The following is an 18,803-nucleotide window of genomic DNA, read 5'->3' on the forward strand; positions in this document are numbered from 1 at the left end:
TCAGATGTCCTTCATCAACCTCAAAGCATCGTAGATCGCGGCATGGGTGTTGCGCGCGCTGACGGCGTCACCGATGCGATAGAGGGCAAAAGCCCCCTCTGGATTGCGCGTCACATCCTGCGGCTGGCCATCGATCAAGGCGTCATAATCCACGGCACCTCCGTTCGATGACAGCGGTTTGAGCTCGAAATAGAGATCATCCATCGGCAAGGTGCCATAGTTCACAACCACCTGATCATAGGCCTTTTCCGTCTTCAGGTCGCTGTAATCCGTCCCGATCACCGCCTTGAGCCGATTGCCGTCGCGTACCACGTCCTTGAGGCGGCGGGTGACGGTGAAAGTCACATCCTTATCCTGCAGCGCACGCATGTAAGGAACGAGGTTCATCCCCATGATATCGGGCGCAAAAGTGCGGTCGGGGGTCATGATCTCGACGGTGCTGCCCGCGTTCGCGGCAATCTCGGCGGCCATGACGCCGGGGTGATCGCCGCTTTCGTCGTAGATCAATATGTTCTGGCCGGGTTTGACGTCGCCTGCGATGATGTCCCAGGCCGTAACGACGAGGTCCTGCTCGTTGCGGTTTTCGAAAAGCTGGGTATTCGGCAAGCCGCCGGTGGCGACGATGACCACATCCGGATTGAGGCCCGTCACATCCGCGGCCTCGGCCCAAGCGTTGAAACGGAATTCGACATCGCGCGCCGCGCATTGCGCCATACGCCATTCGATGATCGAGATCATCTCGCGGCGGCGAGGGTTCTGCGCGGTCAGGCGTATCTGTCCACCCGGATCCGGCTGGGCCTCGAAGACCGTCACATCATGGCCCCTTTCTGCGGCGACGCGAGCTGCCTCGAGCCCGGCAGGCCCGGCACCGACGATCACCACCTTCTTGCGGGTCTCGGCCGGCGTGATCTCGTGCGGCATGGTCAGTTCGCGGCCCGTCGCGGCGTTGTGGATGCACAGCGCCTCACCCGCCTGATAAATGCGGTCAAGGCAGTACGTCGCGCCAACACAGGGGCGGATATCATCCTCACGCCCCTCCATGATCTTCCTGACGATATGCGGGTCGGCCATATGCGCGCGGGTCATGCCCACCATGTCCAGAAGCCCCGCCGCCACGGCATGCCGGGCGGTCGCGACGTCGGGGATCTTGGCTGCGTGGAAGGTGGGCATGCCGGTGGCCTTCTTGACCTCGCCCGCGAAATCCAGATGCGGGGCGCTTTTCATGCCCTGGATCGGGATCACGTCGGTCATGGCCGGATCGGTATGGATCCGCCCACGTACGACATTCAGGAAATCGACCATGCCGGTGGCCGCCAGCCGCTTCGATATCTCGAGGCCTTCCTCGGCGGTGATCCCGCCTGCCTCGGCCTCGTCTGCGGTATAGCGCAGCCCCACGATGAAGTCGTCGCCCACGCGTTTGCGAATGCCATGAAGCACATCCATCAGCAGTTGCATCCGGCTGTTCAGCGACGCGCCGCCATAGGGGCCGTCGAGATCATTGGTCAGGGGCGACCAGAATTGATCGAGCAGGTGGCCATAGACCTGCAATTCGATCCCGTCCATGCCCCCTGCCTTCATGCGCTCAGTGGCATCGGCGAAATCGGTGATGATGCGCTCGATATCCCAATCCTCGGCCAGCTTGGGAAAAGCCCGGTGCGCCGGTTCGCGGTGTCTGGACGACGACACCGACGGCAACCAGTCCCCCTGGTTCCAGGTCGTGCGACGACCAAGATGGGTCAGCTGGATCATCACCGCGCAGCCGTGATCGTGGCAGGCATCGGTCAACTTTTTGATCCATGGCACCACCTCGTCGCGATAGGCGAGGATATTGTTGAACACGGGCGGGCTGTCCTTCGACACCGCAGCGGAACCTGCCGTCATCGCCAATGCGACACCTGCCTTGGCGCGTTCCGCGTGATAGGCGGCATAGCGGTCCTTGGGCATCCCATCCTCGGGATAGGCCGGTTCGTGGCTGGTGGTCATGATGCGGTTGCGCAGTGTCAGATGCTTGAGCTGATAGGGCTGCAACAGGGGGTCGTTGGACATGGCATGGCTCCGGATGGCTGCAGGGACGATTCCAGAAATGTTCATTACTGTCAATTTATTGTTCATTCGCGACGATTTTCTTGCCGTATGGGAGGGGAGCCTGTAAGCTCGCGACATGGAGACAAAGACGGAAAAAACCGAAAAGACAGGGGGTTGGCGCGGCTCGCGAGAGGTCTGGCTTGACGCCGCGCGCGAGGCGTTCTTGTCCTCGGGGCTCGATGCGGTGAAGATCCAACCGCTGGCCACGGGCCTCAATCTGTCGCGCACCAGTTTCTATTGGTTCTTTCCGGATCGCGCGGCACTTCTGGATGCGCTTTTGGCGGATTGGGAGGAGACCAATACCGGAAGCCTCGAGCGCGCGACGCAGGCCTATGCAGAAACGATCGCCGAAGCTGTGCTGAACCTGATCAGCGTGTTTCTGGACGGAGGCCCGTTCGAGACGCGGCTGGACCTTGCCGTGCGCGGTTGGGCCCATCAGTCCGAAGAGGTCGCTGCGCGGGTGCGCGCGGCCGATGCCACCCGCCTGAATGCCATCCGAGGCATGTTCACCCGGTTCGGATACGCCGAGGGGGAGGCCGATGTTCGGGCGCGCACCGTGTACCTGACGCAGATCGGCTATATCTCGATGCAGGTGCGCGAGGCCATGGAAGACCGCCTCGCGCGCGTGCCGGACTACGTCATGACATTCACGGGGCAAGCGCCGACCGAACGCGACATCGCCCGCTTCCGTGCCCGCCACGAGGCCAGATGAGCAGATCCGCCTCGTCGGCGCGAGGGTCCGGAGCGGGTGCGCCATAGGCGCCAAGTATTTAATTTAAAAGCATTTTGACCCGTTGCGAAGACTCGATCCCGCCCTGCCCTGCATCATGTCCTGAAGGGCTGATCGCCGTTGAGCGCACGATACCAAAAGGCCGTTCGGTCGGGGCGCAAGCTGTGATCCGTGCCGAAGAGGTGCTCTCCGGGAGCGTTCGGGCGCGGATTGCTCGGACGGGTTTTGCGGCTCGAGGTGGACACGGCGGAGCGTCTTGTCCATGGCCGGATTTTGCAGGTGTCGACCGATCGCTGATCGGTTTCGAGCCATTGGAAAAACGGTACGGTTCGTACCAAAGAGGTGGCACTTTCGTACGAACCCGAAAACAAAACGGGCGCAGAGGATTTCTGCGCCCGCGGCTTGTTCGAGAGTGGGCCAGACAGAGGCTGCGGCGTCAGGCCTGCGCGGCAAGGAATGCGGCGATGCCGGCTTCGGCCACTTCGATATCCTGAGCGGGTGTGCCGGAACTGACGCCGATCCCGCCCACGACGTCTCCGTCCACAATCACGGGCAGGCCACCGCCCACCACCATGAGCCGCCCGCTGATCGCCGAGGCGATGCCGTAAGCCGGTGCGCCGGGTTGGCTGGCCGTGCCGTACTCATGCGTGGCCTTCTTGGCCCCCGAGGCGGTGAAGCTTTTGTCGATGGCGATGGTGATCGAGGTGACCTTGCCGCCATCCATCCGCTCAAAGGCGACAAGATTGCCGCCCTCATCCGTGATGGCGATGCACATCGGAACCCCGATGTCCGAGGCCTTGGCGCGCGCGCCCGCCAGAAGGATGCCCGCATCCGCGAGATCGAGCCGTTTGACTGTCATCATGGATCGTTCCCCCTCAGGCGGCCTTGGCCGCGCGGCGCGCGGCGTGAAGAAGCGGTTCGGTATAGCCCGAAGGCTGTTCCGCACCCTTGAAGATCAGGTCATGCGCCGCGCGGAACGCCACACCATCGAAGTCCGGCGCCATCGCCGTGTAAGCCGGATCATGGGCATTCTGCGCATCGACCTTGGGCGCCATGCGCCGCAGAGACGCCTCGACCTCTTCGGGGGTGCAGATGCCATGCAGCAGCCAGTTGGCCAGATACTGCGAGGAAATCCGCAAGGTCGCGCGATCCTCCATCAGGGCCACATCGTTTATATCCGGCACTTTCGAGCAGCCGACCCCCTGATCGACCCAACGCACCACATAGCCCAGGATCGACTGACAGGAATTGTCCAGCTCGCGCTGAATATCCTCGGTCGACAGGTTGCGCCCGATCATCAGCGGCGGGGTCAGAAGATCCGTGCGCGATGCCTTCTGCCGGGTCTTCAATTCCTCCTGCAGTGCGGCCACATCGACCTTGTGATAATGGGTCGCGTGCAGGGTCGCGGCGGTGGGTGACGGCACCCATGCGGTATTGGCGCCCGCCTTGGGATGGCCGATCTTGACCCCGAGCATTTCGGCCATGGCATCGGGTTTCGCCCACATGCCCTTGCCGATCTGGCCCTTGCCGGACATGCCCGCGGCCAGACCCGCATCGACATTGCCCGCCTCGTAAGCGGCCAGCCAGAGCTCTTTTTGCATCTCGCCCTTGGGGACGACGGGACCGGCCTGCATCGAGGTGTGGATCTCGTCGCCGGTGCGGTCGAGGAAGCCGGTATTGATGAACACGCACCGGTCCTTCACGGCCTTGATGCAGGCCAGAAGGTTGGCCGATGTGCGGCGCTCTTCGTCCATCACGCCCAGCTTCACGGTATGGCGCGGCAAGCCCAGCAGATCCTCGACACGGGCATAGAGCGTATCGGTGAAGGCCACCTCTTCGGGGCCATGCATCTTGGGCTTGACCACATAGATCGAGCCGGCGCGCGAGTTGCGCGGCCCGGTGTTGGCCAGATCGTGCATCGCGGCGGCGACGGTCACGGCGGCGTCGAGCATGCCCTCGGGCGTCTCGGCACCGTCCATCAGAACGGCGTCGGTGGTCATCAGGTGGCCCACATTGCGCACCAGAAGCAGCGCGCGGCCCGGATGGGTGACGCTGTTGCCCTGCGGATCAAGATAGGTGACATCGGGGTTCAGGCGGCGGATCACGGTCTTGCCGCTCTTGTCGAAGCGTTCTTCGAGGTCACCCCGCATCAGGCCCAGCCAATTGGCGTACACCACGCATTTGTCCTCGGCGTCCACGGCGGCGACGGAATCCTCGCAATCCTGAATGGCCGTAAGCGCGCTTTCGAGCCGGATGTCGGATATGCCCGCGGGGTCATCTTTGCCGATGGCCGACGAGCGGTCGATCACCACCTCGATCAGCAGTCCATTGGCGCGAAGGAAGACGTTGCCACCCTCGGTGTAGCCTGCGAACTGCGCCGGATCGGCGAGGGTCGTTTTCTCTCCGCCAACGGTGATGCCGAGCGCGCCATTCGCCACGTCCAGAGCCGCGACATTGGCCCATGAGCCTTGCGCCAGCGGCACGACCTCATCGAGATGCGCACGCGCCCAGCCGATCACCTTGGCGCCACGGCGCGGATCATAGCCCTGTCCTTCGGGCGCACCTTCGATCGCGTCGGTGCCGTAGAGCGCATCATAGAGCGATCCCCAACGCGCATTCGCGGCATTGAGCGCGAAGCGCGCGTTCATCACGGGCACCACCAGTTGCGGCCCTGCGATGCTCGCGATTTCGGGATCGACATTGCGCGTGCTGACGGCAAAAGGCGCGGGTTCGGCTTCCAGATAGCCGATCTCGGACAGGAAGTCGCGATAGGCCTCGCCGTCGAACGGTTGGCCCCGACGGGCCTTGTGCCACTCGTCGATCTGACGCTGGAGCGCCTCGCGCTTGGCGAGCAGATCAGCATTGACGGGCGCCAGATCACGCAGCATCGCGGCATAGCCGGACCAGAACGCATCGGGCGTGATGCCGAGCAGGATGTCATCTTCGATCAGCCGGGCCAGCGGGGCTGCCACGGACAGGCCATTGCGGTCTACGTAATCGGTCATGTCGATCCTCCGGATTAATGTTCGGGAAGGGGCTAGCGCACAGCCCGTAAACTTGTAAGAAACAGAAAAATATTTTCCATTGTATGGAAAGGTATACCAAATGGACACTCAGAAAAGCCAAGGCGTGCAATCGGTTGTGCGCGCGCTGAACCTGCTTCGCATCCTCAGTCGGCATGACGAGGGCCTGCGGGTGAGCGACGCGGCGCGCGAAGCCGGTTTGGCCGTATCGACGGCCCACCGGCTGCTTACGACGTTGGAATTGCAGGGGTTTGCCCAGTTCGAGCCGGAAAACGCCTTGTGGCATGTGGGGCGCGAAGCCTTTGCCGCGGGTGCTGCCTTTGGGCGTCGGCACAATTTCGTGGCCCCTGCCCTGCCGTATTTGCGCCGGCTGCGGGATGCGACTCGTGAGACGGCCAATCTTGGATTGCTGGATAATGACGAGCTGGTGACGGTCAGTCAGGTGGAAAGCCGCGAGATCATGCGCGCGATATCACCGCCCGGCGGCCGCGTGCCGGTGTTCTGTTCGGGGATGGGCAAGGCCATTCTTGCCACATGGACGGACGAGGATATCAAGGCCTTTGTCGCGCGCACCGGGTTTCACCCTTTGACCGCCCGGTCGCATCGTAACCTGAAGACCGCGTTGCAGGATATCGCGGATATCAGGCGGCGTGGCTATGCGCTGGATGATGAGGAACATGTCACCGGGCTGCGCTGTTTGGCTGCGGTTGTGTGGTCTCCGCAGGGAGAGGCGGCCTGTGCGATATCGGTGTCGGGGCTTGCGGCGCGATTGCAGGACGACAAATTGGACAGGATCGGCCAGATCGTGGCCCGGGCGGCGGCAGAGCTGACCGAAAATCTGGGGGGTGTGCCGCCAGAGAGCCACCAGGCGCGTGCGGATGCAGGGTAATCGGGGCGGGTAAGCCGGGGCCACGCGAGAGGCGTGTCAGAGGTGGCCCAAAAGGATCAGCCGGCCGCCCAGAGGACGACCGGCCTTAGATTAAATAGCTGCCTGAAACGGTAAGTCTTCAAACGACACACCCTACCGCTAAAACGCGGCCACTCGTAAGCCTATGCGCGGGCCGAACCGGCCTGTTCCACGCGTTATCTCGTTGAGACCAGATCCTTGTCGAAGGCGTCTGCCGACGTGCTGTCGCCAAAGATCACTGGCCTCATGTGTCTCAATATGTGCATGAGTGCAGCTATTCTGTCAATATAATGCTCTTTTTTAGCCACATTTACCGTGACTTAACCGCATCACTGTTGCCGATATGGAAACAGAAGGGGAAAAACGACTTTTTTATAGGCGAAGCGCACATAATCCGGGGTGCCCGGCGACACATTTGCGCCTTATTCACGATTCGCAAGACGAGGCGGACAAGAGGCCGTGAGACGGGTCGCTGGTGGCAAGGTGCCCTGAAAGACGCGGCGACGGATGGACGATGTGCCGGGTCAGTCTATGTCTTGGGAGGCTGTTGTGCAGTCAAGGGAAAGGCGCGTAATTTGATCCGGTTTGTCGTCTTCATCGTGGCAATCTGTCTTTGGCAGGCCCCTGTCTCAACGGTTTTTGCCAATGAACCGGTCACACAAGAGATCAACGTGACCATGACGGGCGACGATGGCGATGTCAGGATCATGACGCGGATCATGGCGCCGCAGGGAGCGATCCTCCTGCCTCGGGAAGACTGGCTGCGGGTGACAGAGATGGCGCTGGCCGGCGAAACCACGCATGAGCCCGATACCGGGGAGATATCAGCCGAGCGGCATGCGGGAAAACCGGTTGATGTCACGCTCGAGGGTCGGCTTCCGCCGCTTGAGCGGGCGCCGCGCGCCGTCGCGTTCAGCCCGGAGGGCAGCTATCTTATAGGGTCGGACTGGCTGCCGACGGATGAGCGCGCGCTGCATGTTTTCGCAATCACGATCGACACGCCCGCGGCGCAGACCGCTGTCGCCACCGGATCGAGGATCGCCGCGAGGACAGAAGAGGGCCGATATAGGACCTCGTTCAGCTTCGAGGGCCGCGCGAGCGGCATCGGGATTTTCACAGGCCACTACGACATCCAAGAAACGCAACGCGATGGTCGCGATCTGCGCACCTATTTCGCCGCGACCGATGCGAGCCTGTCCGACGCCTATCTGACTGCGAGCGCGGGCTATATCGAGCAGTTCGAAAGCCGGATCGGACCGTATCCCTACGCGTCGTTTTCAGTCGTCTCCGCGCCCATCCCGGTCGGGCTTGGCTTTGCCGGGCTGACCTATGTCAGCCAGTCGATCCTTGCGCATCCCTATATGCGCGGCCGGTCGCTGGCGCATGAGGTGCTGCACAGCTGGTGGGGCAATGCGGTGGCGGTGGATTACGCCAGCGGCAACTGGGCCGAGGGGTTGACCACCTTTCAGGCCGATCATGCGCTGGCCGAAGCCGAGGGCGGCGATGCGGCGCGCAAGATGCGGCTGGACTGGCTGCGCGCGCTGGCCGATCTGCCGCCCGATGAAAACCGCCCTTTGACAGCGTTCCGATCCTCCTCGCATGACGGGCAGCAGGCGGTGGGCTATGGCAAGGCGGCGCTGGTGTTTCACATGCTGCGCGACGAGATCGGCGCTGCCGCATTCGACAGCGCGATCCAAGGGTTCTACACCGCGCAAATGCATCAGGTTGCCGGATGGGATGATCTGAGGGTGGCGTTCCAAGAGGCCGCAGGGCGTGACCTTGGGTGGTTTTTCGATCAGTGGCTCACGCGGTCGGGCCTGCCGGAAATCTCGTTGTCCGGGGCGGCGGTTCGGGACGATGGCATGCTGCGCCTGACGCTGGAGCAAACCGCACCGCATTACCGGCTGCGTGTGCCGGTGCGGGTCGACACGAAAACGGGCGCGCAACTGCGGATGGTCGATCTGCGCTCGGGCAGTGCCAGTCTGGACATTCCGCTATCGGGAGAGGCGACGAAAATCACCGTCGATCCGGATTTCGATCTTGCGCGGCAGCTTTTGACGGCCGAAACGGCGCCGATCCTTGCGGATGCGATGTTCGATCCCGGTCTGCAACGGCTTGAGATGGCGGTAGCGCAAGGCTTTGATGAGCCGGCCAAGCGGCTGGCCGGGCGCATTCCGGGACTGGCGAAGGACAAGGCCGGTGTCGCGCCCGAGGACATGACATCAGACCCGGTCGCCGTGATCGGGGATACTGCCAGCGTCGCGGCCATGCGTGACCGGCTGATCGCGGCACCCAGCCCGCCCGAAAGCCGCGCGGGAACGGCGCGAGGATGGGCAGAACGCACGCCATCAGGGCAGGTTTTCCTGTTCATATCCGGCGACACGCCCGAAGATATGGGCGCAAACCTTGAAAAGCTCGCCTATTTCGGGCAACGCAGCTTTGTCGCTTTCGAGGATGGGCAGCAGGTCTCGGCGGGCAACTGGCCGGTTCTGAACAGTCCGATGGTACGCGACTTAAAGTAGATTCACATCCCGCATGAACGCACATTGCGTGTTCGATAGGGGTCATTGTTATATGTGAGGCAGACCTGTCTAAGGCCTGCACGAGATGACATGCATTGCACCTGCGCCGTGACGACGGTTCGCAATCCGAAAGGGCCAAAGATGACAGTTTCAGCACGTATTCCTTTTGCTTTGGCGGCCTGCCTGTTCATGGCGCTTCCGTCCATGATGCTGGCACAGCAAGGCGGGCAGCCCACCGCTGTCACCGTCGTCACGCTGGAGCCTCAGACCGTCACCCTGACATCGACGCTTCCGGGCCGCGTTGCGGCATCGGCGCAGGCAGAGGTGCGCCCGCAGGTCAACGGGATCATCACCGAGCGGCTGTTTCAGGAAGGCGCGCATGTCGATGCAAATGATCCGCTCTACCGGATCGACAGCGCGACCTATGACGCCGCGGTGCAGCAGGCGCGCGCTGGCGTCTCGCAGGCACAGGCGCAGCTTGGCGCGGCGGAACGCGAGGCGGAGCGGCTGAAGGAATTGCAGGCCCGCAACGTGGCCAGCGAACAGGCTTTGGATGATGCGCAATCGGCCCGCGACTCGGCGCTGGCGGCGCTGGAACTTGCCCGCGCGCAATTGAACGCTGCCGAAATCGAGCTGTCGCGGACAACCATCCGCGCCCGCCTGTCGGGCCGGATCGGCCTGTCGCAGACCAGCGAGGGGGAATTGGTGACCGCCAGTCAGGCGCAACCATTGGCGGTGATCCGCAAGATCGACCCGGTTTATGTGGACGTGACCCAATCCGCCGCTGACCTGCTGCGGTGGCGGCGCGGCGAAACCGAGGACGCGCTGGCGGATGCGGATGGCACCGTCCGGCTGACGCTGGCGGATGGATCGGACTACGAGCACACGGGCCGCCTTCAGGCCGCCGAGCCGAAAGTGGACCCGCAGACGGGGGTGGTGACGCTGCGCATGCAGTTCTCGAACCCGGATACGTTGCTGTTGCCGGGCATGTATGTGCAGGTCCTGCTGCCGGTCGAGGTGGTGAACGGGGTCTTTCTGGTGCCGCAAGAGGGCGTGGTGCGCGACCGCCGGGGGCGGCCAACCGCCTGGGTGGTGAACGCGGAGGGGGTCGTCGAGGAGCGCGCGCTGTCCATTTTGCAGGATCGTCAAAGCGATTGGGTGGTCGATGACGGCCTGATGCCCGGCGACCGCGTGATGGTGGCAGGGTTTCAGAAAACGGCGCCCGGCGCCACGGTCTCGCCGCAGGAACGCGGCGGTGACGCGAACGCAGCCCCGGCTGACTGACCGGCGCAGAGAGGGACGTAACGCATGGCACGCTTCTTCATCGACCGGCCCGTTTTTGCCTGGGTGATTTCGATCCTCATCATGGGCATCGGCATTCTGGCGATCCGCACGCTTCCGGTGGCGCAATATCCGCAGATCGCGCCGCCTTCGGTAACGATCACCGCGACTTATCCCGGCGCGTCGGCCAATACCGTGGCCAATACCGTCACGCAGGTGATCGAACAGCAAATGACCGGGCTTGACGGGCTGCGCTATTTTTCCTCCAGCTCCACGGCGGACGGGCTGTCCGAGGTGACGCTCACGTTCGAGACCGGCACCGATGCCGATATCGCGCAGGTCCAGGTTCAGAACAAACTGAGCCAAGCCACGCCGCTGTTGCCGGAAACGGTGCAGCGTCAGGGGCTGACGGTGGAAAAATCCTCGGCCGGGTTCCTGATGGTGGTCGCTCTGATTTCGACCGATGGCACGCTCGAGCAGGTGGATCTGGCCGATTACATGGTCAGCAACCTCGTCGATGAGCTGAGCCGGATCCAGGGGGTTGGATCGGTCAATGTGTTCGGCGGGCAATATGCCATGCGCATCTGGCTGGATCCGGCGAAACTCGCGGCATTCGAGTTGACGCCGGCGGATGTGGTGGCGGCGGTTTCGGCACAGAACGCGCAGATCTCGGCCGGGGCCTTTGGGGCGCGCCCGACGCTTGAGGGGCAGCAACTCAACGCCACGATCACCGCGCAATCGCTGCTGCGCACGCCCGAGGATTTCCGCCAGATCGTGCTGCGCGCCGAAACCGATGGCGGGCTTGTGCTTCTGGATGATGTGGCGCGGGTCGAGATCGGGGCCGAGAACTATGCCACGATCGCCCGGTTCAACGCCGATCCGGCCGCGGGCATGGCGATCACGCTGGCGCCGGGGGCCAATGCGCTGGACACCGCGTCCGCGATCAAGGAGCGGATGGAAGATTTCTCCCGGTTCTTCCCGACGGGCGTTGATTACGTCATTCCCTATGACACCACGCCCTTTGTCGAAATCTCGATCAAGGAAGTGGTCAAGACCCTGTTCGAGGCGATCGGCCTGGTGTTTCTGGTGATGTTCCTGTTCCTGCAGAACCTGCGCGCCACGCTGATCCCGACACTGGCGGTGCCTGTGGTGCTTCTGGGCACGTTCGGGGTGCTGGCGGCGGCGGGCTTCACCATCAACACGCTGACGATGCTGGCGATGGTGCTGGCGATCGGCCTGCTTGTGGATGACGCCATCGTGGTGGTCGAGAATGTCGAGCGCATCATGGAAGAAGAAGGCCTGCCCCCGCGCGAGGCCACGCATAAATCCATGGGCCAGATCACCGGCGCGCTGATCGGGATCGCCATGGTTCTGTCGGCGGTCTTTGTGCCGATGGCGTTCTTTCCCGGCTCGACCGGGGTGATCTATCAGCAATTCGCCATCACCATCGTCTCGGCCATGGCGCTGTCGGTGGTGGTTGCGCTGACGCTGACCCCGGCGCTTTGCGCCTCGTTGCTCAAACCCAAAGGGCACGCGGCAAAACGCGGGCCGTTCGGCTGGTTCAACAGCGGCTTTTCGGGACTGACCAACGGCTATACCGGCACCGTACGCTGGAGTGTGCGCCGACCCTTCCGGGTGGGCATCATCTATCTTGTGCTGGCGGCGGTGATGGTGGGTCTGTTCATGCGCACGCCCACCGGCTTTCTGCCCGAAGAGGATCAGGGCATCCTGTTCACGTTGATCCAGACCCCCACGGGCGCCACCGCCGAACGGACGCTGGAAGTGGTCAAGCAGGTCGAGGATTATTACCTCACGCAAGAGGACCAGGTCGTGGAATCGACCTTCGGGGTCGTCGGCTTCAGCTTTGCCGGACGCGGGCAGAACATGGGTCTGGCCTTTGTTCAGCTGAAGGACTGGGACGAGCGCCCTGCCCCGCAACAAAGCGTGCAGGCGCTGGCGGGACGGGCCTTTGGCGCCTTCAGCCAGATTCAGGATGCACAGGTCTTTCCCATCGTGCCGCCCTCGGTGATCGAGCTTGGCAACGTGTCGGGCTTCGATTTCTACCTGCAGGCCCGCGACGGGCAAAGCCACGAGGATCTTGTCGCCGCGCGCAACCGTCTTCTGGGGGCCGCCGCGCAAAGTCCGCTGATCGCCTCGGCCCGCCCCAGCGGGCTGGAGGATGCCGCGCAGTTCAATCTGGATATCGACTGGCGCAAGGCCGGTGCGATGGGTCTGACGCCCACCGATGTCGGCCAGCTTCTGCAGATCGCATGGGCCGGGACCTATGTGAACGACTTCATCGATCAGGGCCGCATCAAGCGCGTCTATGTGCAGGGCGAGGCCGATGCCCGCGCCGTGCCCACGGATATCGACAAGTGGCGCGTGCGCAATGCCAGCGGGCAGCTGGTGCCGTTCTCGAATTTCGCCGAAGGGCGATGGGATTACGGCGCGCAGGGGCTTTATCGCTACAATAGCGTGCCGTCGATCCAGATTCAGGGCTCACCCGCGACGGGTGTCACCACCGGCGAGGCCATGGCCGAGATGGAGCGGTTGGTGAGCGAGCTTGGCACCGGCTACAGTCTGGCCTGGACCGGGCTGTCGCTGGAAGAGCGGCAATCGGGCAATCAGGCGCCGCTGCTTTATGCGCTGTCACTGGCGGCGGTGTTCCTGTCGCTGGCGGCACTCTACGAAAGCTGGTCCATTCCCTTCGCGGTGATGCTGGCCATGCCGATCGGCATTCTGGGCGCACTCACCGGTGCGTGGCTGGGCGGGTTCGAAAACGGCGTGTTCTTCCAGGTGGGGCTTTTGACCGTGATCGGCCTGACCGGCAAGAACGCCATTCTGATCGTGGAGTTCGCGCGCGACAGATACGAGGCGGGAGAACGCGTGATCGACGCCGTGGCCGAAGCCGCGCGCCAGCGCTTTCGCCCGATCATCATGACCTCGATGGCGTTTTCGCTTGGCGTGCTGCCGCTGGTGCTGAGTTCCGGCGCAGGCTCGGGCGGGCGCAATGCCATTGGCTCGGGCGTGCTTGCGGGGACGCTGTCGGCCACGATCCTGGGGGTGGTCTTTGTGCCGCTGTTCTTCATGATCGTCACCCGGCTGTTCCGCCGGGGTGGCGACGAGCGCGGCAAAGACAAGGTGTGATCCGGGGCCGCGCGCCCTTGGCGGGGCGCGGCGGTCAGACCACCAGCACGGGGACGGTCGAAATACCCGTGACCTTGTGGGACACGCTGCCCAGAAGATACCCTTCGACCGAGCCCAGCCCACGGCTCCCGATCACGATCAGATCCATCCCGTGCTCTTGCGCGAATTTCACGATGGTGCGCGAGGCAGGCCCGGATTTCACGAAAGCCCGCACATCGGTGCGGCCCGCGTTATGCGCGAGGGTCTTGGCGTATTCGGCCACTTCCTTGGCGTGGGCGCGCATGATGTCATCGAGATTGCCGGGATCGTCGGGGCGCACCATCGACAGCGATGCCTCGAGCATCGAATGGTGCCGATAGACTGTCAGGATCGTGATCTTGATGTCACCGCCACTGCAGGCGCGCGACAGCTCCAGCGCGGTTTCAAGGGCTTTCTCGGCATTGGGCGAGCCGTCGAACGGGACAAGGATAGATTTGAACATCCGTCTCTCCTGCCTACTTCGCGAAGGCCAGATCGCGCAGGAAAAGGGCGATCTGCGGGAAGAAGATCAGCGCCACCGCGACCGACAGCAGAATGAAGATGAAGGGCGGCGTGCCGCGGATCACCTCCATGTAGGGGCGTTTGAACACGGCGATGGCGGTGAAGATATCGCAGCCGAAAGGCGGGGTGGCCGATCCGATGGCCACCTGCAGCGTGATGATCGTGCCCACCAGAACCGGATCGAGCCCTACCTGATCCACCACGGGCGCGAAGATCGGCACCAGCACGAGGATCACCACGATGGGATCGACGAACATGCAGCCCACGAAAAACGCGATGGAGATCACGAAGAGCACGCCGATCTGATCCATCTGGTCGATGCCGATCCCGCTAAGGATCTGCTGCGGGATTTGTGCAAACGAGATCACCCAGGAAAATGCCGCGCCCACGCCTACGAGGATGAACACCACCGCCGTGATGAGACCTGTGGATTTCGCCGTGTCATAGACCCCCTTGAGGTCCAGTTCGCGGAAGATCACCACCTCGAGGATGAGCGCATAGAGCACGCAGGCCGCCGCCGCCTCGGTCGGGCTGAAGATGCCGCCATAGATGCCGCCGATGATAATCAGCGGAAACCCCAGCGGCCAGAGCGCCTTGCGCCCGGCGCTTAGGCGTTCCGGCCAGCTGAATTTCGGCTCGGTGGGCACCTTGTTGCGGACCGCGTAGATCCAGGAATAGACCGAGAACAGGAACAGGATCAAAAGCCCCGGCCCGATCCCGGCGATGAACAGCTCGGCGATCGAGGTGTTGGACACGACGCCATAGATGATCATCCCGATCGACGGCGGGATGAGAAACGCGATATCCGACGCGTTCACGATCAGCGCCAGGATGAAGCTGTCGTTATAGCCGGCCTTCTGCATACGGGGCCGCAAGGGCGAGCCGATGGCCACCACCGTGGCCTGGGTCGAGCCCGAGACTGCGCCAAACATCGTGCAGGCCGCCGCCGTGGACACTGCGAGGCCCCCTTTCAGATGACCGACGAAGGCCATCACGAGGTCGATCAGCCGGTTGGCCGACTGGCCGCGCGTCATGATATCGGCCGCGAAAATGAACATCGGCACCGCGATCAACGAGGCGGGCCGGATGCCCGCCATGATCTGCTGGATCATGGTCTCAAGCTGGCTGAAGCCTCCGAAGAGCGTGTAGAAGCCGACAAAGGCCCCAACGATCAGCGGGATCATCATCGGAAAGCCCAGCAGAAGCAGGACGATCATGATCGAGAAAATCGTGAGCGCCATCCGTCAGACCTCCATCTCGTCTTCGTCATAGCCTTCCAGAACGGCGGTCGAGAGGAAGATATCCTTCTCGAGGATGTTCTTGATGGCGGTCAGCAGATACTGCATCCCGGTCATGAAAAAGCCGACCGGAACCCAGACCAGCGTGATCCAGACGGGGATCTGAAGCGAGGGAAGCACGCGCCCGCGCCCGGCCTGTGTCATGATGTAATTGAAGGCATACCAGCACAGCCCGAACATAAAGACGGCCGTGACCAGCGTGATCACGATCATCATCAGCTTGCGCAGTCGCGGCGGCATCGCGTCATAGATGGCCGACATGCGGATATGGCGCCCGTGACGCGCCGCATAGCTGATACCGGCAAAGGTGATCATGATGATCAGGATGCGGTTCAGTTCCTCGGAAAAGAACAGGCTGTTCTGAAAGACGAACCGCCCCACCACATTGGCGATCGTGTTGGCCGCCATCAGCAGGACGCCCACCGCCAGAAGCACCGCCTCGATCCGGGCGATCGTGTTGTCGATGCCGCCAAGCACCCCCGGCAGTGTCGAGCGGTATTCGCCAAGCGCCGCATCGTCTGCAGAGGTGGTATCCGTCTGCGACTGCGTCTGAGACTCGCTCATCCCCGTAATGTCCTCAAATGACCCTTGGAAAATATCCGGCGGCTGCGGTAGGACCGCGGCCGCCGGCCGTCATGCTCAGTTGGTCACGGCGTCGAGATCCGCTTTCAACTGCTCGAGGATCGCAGCCCCGCTTTCGCCGGTCATTTCGAGGAATGTCGCTTCGACATCCGCCGCCGCTTCGACAAAGGGCGCGCGCTCTTCCTCGGTCAGGACATTGACCTGCATTTCGGGCTTGGCCGCCTTGATCTTCTCGATGCTCTCTTCGTGCAGCCCTTTCTGGTAGTCGATGATATGCTCGAAGGCGACATCCATCGCGTCGTCGATCATCTGCTGCTCGTCTTCGGACAGGCCGTCATAGAAATCCTGATTGGCCATCACGGCGGTGGTGAAATTGTTGTGACCCGCGCAGGTGATGACCTCGGTCACCTCGTACATCTTGGTCGACTCGATGAAGAACATCGGGTTTTCCTGACCCTGGATGATGCCGGTCTGCAGCGCGCCATAGACCTCGCCCCATGGCAGCGGGGTGGGTGTTGCGCCGAAGGCCTTGTAGCTTTCCACCAGAAGCGGGTTGGTCATCACCCGGAACTTCACCTCGTTGAGATCGGGCGGACCGCTGACAGGCTCTTGCGTGGTCATGCAGACCTCGCCTTCGGGGAACATCACCAGAAGCTCGAGCCCCTGTTCGGCATAAAGCTCGGGGAACATCTCGTTGATGGCCTTGGAGGTGCGGAAGAACTCGCCCAGTGCCTCGGTATCCTGCGGCAAGAGGTAAGGCACGAAGAACACCTGTGCCTCGGGGATCAGAGAGCCAGTGAAGCCCGGGCTTTGATCCACGAATTGCAGAATGCCGGCCTGCGCCTGCTCCATGGTGTCGGCGGATTCGCCGAGCGTGCCATAGGGGAAAAGCTGCACGGTGTGATCGGAATTGGCTTCAATCTCTTCCTTGAATTTCTGGGCGAAAACACCCTGCACTTCGTCGATGGCCTCTTCGAATGCGTAGCGCCAGGTATCGGCGCTGGCCATGCTTGCGGTCATGGCCATGACACTCGCGGCAGTGGCAGCCACTGCGGTTTTCGTCATGTAGTTCGCCATTACAATGCTCCCTAGTTTCAACATTTATGCCGAAAGCGTGGGGGTCATTGTAATGCATGTCAAACCATTAATTGCATCATTACATTATTAGTAGCCAACCGGATAAGCCCCCTCGGGCGGAGCGCTCAACAATGCGGCAAGCCGCTCGAGGGCGCCACGAAACCGGGTCGCGTCCGGCTCTCCGCCAACGGAAAGGCGCACCGCGTCGAGGGCCGGGGCCTGCGGCGTCAGGAATGGACCCGCCGGGGCCAGCGCGATGTCCTGATCGCGGGCCAGACGGACGAAATCCCGGGCGTCCCAGCCCTTGGGCAAAGGCAGCCAGTAATGCAACCCGCCGGGATGACCCTCAATGTCATGCGGCCCCAGAACGGCGCGGACGATATCGAACCTTTCGGCCAGACGGTCGCGCTGCCACTGCGCCAGCTCGGCGGCGGTGCCATCGCGCACCCAACGCGCGGCAATCTCGCAGACAAGCGGCGTGGCGGCCCATGAAAACACCAGCAAGCGGCTCAGCAGCGCCGATTGAAGATGCGCCGGGCCGACCATGTAGCCCGCCCGCAAACCGGAGACCGTGCATTTGGTGAAGGTCGTGAGGTAAATGCTGCGCTCGGGCGCCAGCGCCGTGATCGGCGCCGGACCGCGCGACAAAATCGGTGCATAGGCATCGTTTTCCACGATCACCAGATCATGCATCGTCGCGATCCGAGCGATCGCGGCGCGGCGCGGTGCGTCCATGACACCCGCCTGCGGCAAGGTCAGCGTGGGCAGCGTGACCAGAACCCGCGGCCTATGCGTGCGGCAGGCCTGATCCAGCGCGTCGGGCAGCATCCCCTGCCCATCACCGGCCACCCCGATCAGGGTCAGTCCCAGATAGCGGCACAGCGATATCACCAGATGATGGGTCACCGCATCCGCCAGCACCACATCGCCCGGCGCGGTGACCCCCGATAGCGCCGCCGCCATGCCATGCGTGACACCATTGGTCAGGATGACCCGGTCCGCATCGGCTTCCAGACCCAGACCCGACAGCCAGAGCACCCCGGCTTCGCGATGGTCAAGCTGGCCCTGATTGGGCCGGCAGGACAGGATCGTCGCGGGATCGGCCTTGTCGGCCATCTCGCGCAGGGTGCGCCGCATGGCGATGTCGTGACGTTCATCGAACAAAGGGCGCGACAGCGCCAGATCACAGACCTGCGTCTGCACGGGCCTGAGCGCATAGGGCGGGCGGTCCTGCATTGCCTGATCGACCACGAAAGTGCCGCGCCCGACATGGCCTTCGATCAGATTGTGCTGGCGCAGCCGGTCATAGGCCTTGCCGACGGTCTGCACGCTGATGCCAAGCTCGGCCGCGACCGCGCGATGCGTCGGCACCTTTGCCCCGGCAGGCAGCCTGCCCTCGCGGATCTCGCGCTCGATGGCGGCGGCGAGGCTCAGGTACAAAGGCTCGGATAGGGTCCCACGGTCAAGAAAATCGAACGTCATCTGGGCCTCGTGAAAGCTGTGCGCCAAGACAGGCGCCTGTCCTGTATCGGGCACATAAACGCAGGGTTTGACAAGACAGCACGCCAAGGGCGCCCTGACGCAAGCATCGCCGGACAACAAAACATCCCC

The 18,803-nt window shown here is 62.9% G+C and carries 13 protein-coding genes; 5 read left to right on the forward strand and 8 right to left on the reverse strand.

The annotated features are described in order from the left end of the window. Entirely contained in the window at positions 1-2,046 is a 2,046-nt protein-coding gene (locus RAZWK3B_RS08440; protein ID WP_007814125.1) for an NADH:flavin oxidoreductase, read from the reverse strand. A 115-nt stretch (positions 2,047-2,161) separates the two neighbouring features. On the opposite strand from RAZWK3B_RS08440, the gene RAZWK3B_RS08445 reads away from it, so the two are divergent. Continuing rightward, a complete protein-coding gene (locus tag RAZWK3B_RS08445; RefSeq protein WP_007814129.1) occupies positions 2,162-2,797 on the forward strand; it encodes a TetR family transcriptional regulator in 636 nt (211 codons plus the stop codon). 454 nt (positions 2,798-3,251) lie between these two features. Here the strand turns inward: RAZWK3B_RS08445 and RAZWK3B_RS08450 are convergent, their stop codons facing one another. Continuing rightward, entirely contained in the window at positions 3,252-3,677 is a 426-nt protein-coding gene (locus RAZWK3B_RS08450; protein ID WP_007814131.1) for a GlcG/HbpS family heme-binding protein, read from the reverse strand. A 13-nt stretch (positions 3,678-3,690) separates the two neighbouring features. Beyond that, positions 3,691-5,820, reverse strand: coding sequence for a malate synthase G (locus tag RAZWK3B_RS08455; protein ID WP_007814133.1), 2,130 nt, complete (start codon positions 5,818-5,820; stop codon positions 3,691-3,693). A gap of 100 nt (positions 5,821-5,920) precedes the next feature. Between RAZWK3B_RS08455 and RAZWK3B_RS08460 the strand changes: the two genes are divergently transcribed. From RAZWK3B_RS08460 to RAZWK3B_RS08475, 4 genes are all read left to right on the forward strand, one after another. Next, positions 5,921-6,727 carry an IclR family transcriptional regulator gene (locus RAZWK3B_RS08460; protein ID WP_007814135.1) on the forward strand — a complete coding sequence of 269 codons (807 nt, stop codon included), beginning with the start codon at positions 5,921-5,923 and terminating at the stop codon, positions 6,725-6,727. A gap of 593 nt (positions 6,728-7,320) precedes the next feature. After that, positions 7,321-9,267 (forward strand): M1 family metallopeptidase, encoded by a 1,947-nt coding sequence (locus tag RAZWK3B_RS08465; protein ID WP_007814137.1) that lies wholly within the window; start codon positions 7,321-7,323, stop codon positions 9,265-9,267. 141 nt (positions 9,268-9,408) lie between these two features. Further along, on the forward strand, positions 9,409-10,551 hold the full coding sequence (locus tag RAZWK3B_RS08470; protein ID WP_050774218.1) for an efflux RND transporter periplasmic adaptor subunit: 1,143 nt from the start codon (positions 9,409-9,411) through the stop codon (positions 10,549-10,551). 24 nt (positions 10,552-10,575) lie between these two features. Then, a complete protein-coding gene (locus tag RAZWK3B_RS08475) occupies positions 10,576-13,695 on the forward strand; it encodes an efflux RND transporter permease subunit (RefSeq protein WP_007814140.1) in 3,120 nt (1,039 codons plus the stop codon). A 34-nt stretch (positions 13,696-13,729) separates the two neighbouring features. Here the strand turns inward: RAZWK3B_RS08475 and RAZWK3B_RS08480 are convergent, their stop codons facing one another. The 5 genes from RAZWK3B_RS08480 to ehuR form a co-directional block, all read right to left on the reverse strand. Beyond that, complete coding sequence (locus RAZWK3B_RS08480; RefSeq protein WP_007814142.1) at positions 13,730-14,176, reverse strand: universal stress protein; 447 nt, start codon at positions 14,174-14,176, stop codon at positions 13,730-13,732. A gap of 13 nt (positions 14,177-14,189) precedes the next feature. After that, positions 14,190-15,476: a TRAP transporter large permease gene (locus RAZWK3B_RS08485; protein WP_007814144.1), complete on the reverse strand. Its 1,287-nt coding sequence runs from the start codon at positions 15,474-15,476 to the stop codon at positions 14,190-14,192. Between the two features lie 3 nt (positions 15,477-15,479). Then, complete coding sequence (locus tag RAZWK3B_RS08490; protein ID WP_007814146.1) at positions 15,480-16,097, reverse strand: TRAP transporter small permease; 618 nt, start codon at positions 16,095-16,097, stop codon at positions 15,480-15,482. Between the two features lie 75 nt (positions 16,098-16,172). Continuing rightward, positions 16,173-17,180 carry a TRAP transporter substrate-binding protein gene (locus RAZWK3B_RS08495; protein WP_502685146.1) on the reverse strand — a complete coding sequence of 336 codons (1,008 nt, stop codon included), beginning with the start codon at positions 17,178-17,180 and terminating at the stop codon, positions 16,173-16,175. A gap of 99 nt (positions 17,181-17,279) precedes the next feature. Further along, positions 17,280-18,674 (reverse strand): MocR-like ectoine utilization transcription factor EhuR, encoded by a 1,395-nt coding sequence (gene ehuR, locus RAZWK3B_RS08500; protein WP_037295464.1) that lies wholly within the window; start codon positions 18,672-18,674, stop codon positions 17,280-17,282. Positions 18,675-18,803 lie beyond the last annotated feature (129 nt).

The sequence above is a fragment of the Roseobacter sp. AzwK-3b genome (assembly GCF_000170875.1).
Lineage (GTDB): Bacteria > Pseudomonadota > Alphaproteobacteria > Rhodobacterales > Rhodobacteraceae > Roseovarius > Roseovarius litoreus.